General features: G+C 55.8%; 2 protein-coding genes. One reads left to right on the forward strand and one right to left on the reverse strand.

The features are described from left to right. Nucleotides 1-513: DNA adenine methylase (locus tag EPD66_RS04905; RefSeq protein ID WP_142847373.1), on the forward strand; the 513-nt coding region annotated here is incomplete at its 5' end. Between the two features lie 558 nt (nucleotides 514-1,071). Here the strand turns inward: EPD66_RS04905 and EPD66_RS04910 are convergent. After that, a partial coding sequence (locus tag EPD66_RS04910) for a hypothetical protein (protein ID WP_221930880.1) occupies nucleotides 1,072-1,342 on the reverse strand: 271 nt, incomplete at its 5' end.

Below are 1,342 nucleotides of genomic sequence, written 5' to 3' on the forward strand. Positions count from 1 at the left end.
GAGCAGTTGCGGCAGACCGATGCGGAGACGCTGACCGATCTGGAGCGGGCGGCGCGCTTTCTTTACCTGCAGAAACTGGCCTATGGCGGCAAGGTCGCCGGTCGCACCTTCGGCGTTGACCCGTCCCGACCCGGGCGCTTCAACCTCAACACCCTGGGACCGCGCCTGGAAGAGCTACATGAACGTCTTGCCGGGGTGGTGATCGAATGTCTCGACTTCGAGGCTTTCCTCATCCGTTACGACCGGCCGGGCACGCTCTTCTACCTGGACCCACCCTATTGGGGCTCCGAGGGCTACTATGGAAAAGAGCTGTTCAGTCGCGCCGATTTCGAGCGCCTCTCGGCCTGCCTCCAGCGCCTATCGGGCCGGTTCATCCTCTCGATTAATGATACGCCCCAGGTACGCGAAATCTTCGACTGGGCGGAGATGGAGCCCGTGTCAACCACCTATACTGTGGGCGGCAAAGGCAGGTCTAAGCCAGTTGGCGAACTGATCATAACTAGCGGAAATTGAAGCAAATTAGAGCCGGCCCCTTTAAGGCAAGGCTTAAGCTCTTTTACAAAGTGAAAAGAATAATATCTAGATAGGTTGGTAATAAAATACTTGCCTATCTAGATAGAATGCAGAACACGCTCGCCCGAGCGGAGTTTGTGTTGTGAAAATCCCAACACGTCTCCTTGTATGAAATGAGGCCATACGGCATCCTACACATCATACAATTCCAGCATCATGAAATTGGATACACCGCCCGTCTCCACTGTTTTGGATACGCGCCAAAAATACTATTGAAGTGTCGTAAATGGGCGGCTAGCTTGAATGAGCCGGGGGTCCGATCCCGGCTCATTCAGCGGGATGCGCGACTGCATCCCGAAGTACAACCAGACCAAAAGCTGCAGTCCAGTTGAGAGGAACTCCATAACAACACTCTGTAGCTTTGTGGTCAACAGAGGAGGTTAAGCGGATGGTGTACTATCACCTCGCCGCTGCCGCTTATCACCTGTGGCAGGTTATAAGGCTGTTGAGACAATAGCATGATGCCACCCCCTACAGCGGCTCAACGCTGTAGGGGGATTACAAGGGAATAGCGGCCAGCGCTACTCCGCCACTCCACTGCCGGGCCTCTGCCGCCCATCGCAGCCCCTCTGCCGTAGTCGGCTTCCTGGCCACCATTTTCGTCATCTCTGCCTTGAGATCGATCTGCGGCGGCGTGTGGTCATTGTCTGCATGCCGGTCGGCCAACAACTTGATCATCGGTGCAGAGTTGCGCACTGCCGATGCCGCATCCTTGGCAAGGATCAAGGCAAAGGGCTGGTCGTCGTGGTCGACGGCAAAGAGCTTCAGC

The sequence above is a fragment of the Telmatospirillum sp. J64-1 genome (genome assembly GCF_006980715.1).
GTDB lineage: Bacteria > Pseudomonadota > Alphaproteobacteria > Rhodospirillales > Magnetospirillaceae > Oleiliquidispirillum > Oleiliquidispirillum nitrogeniifigens.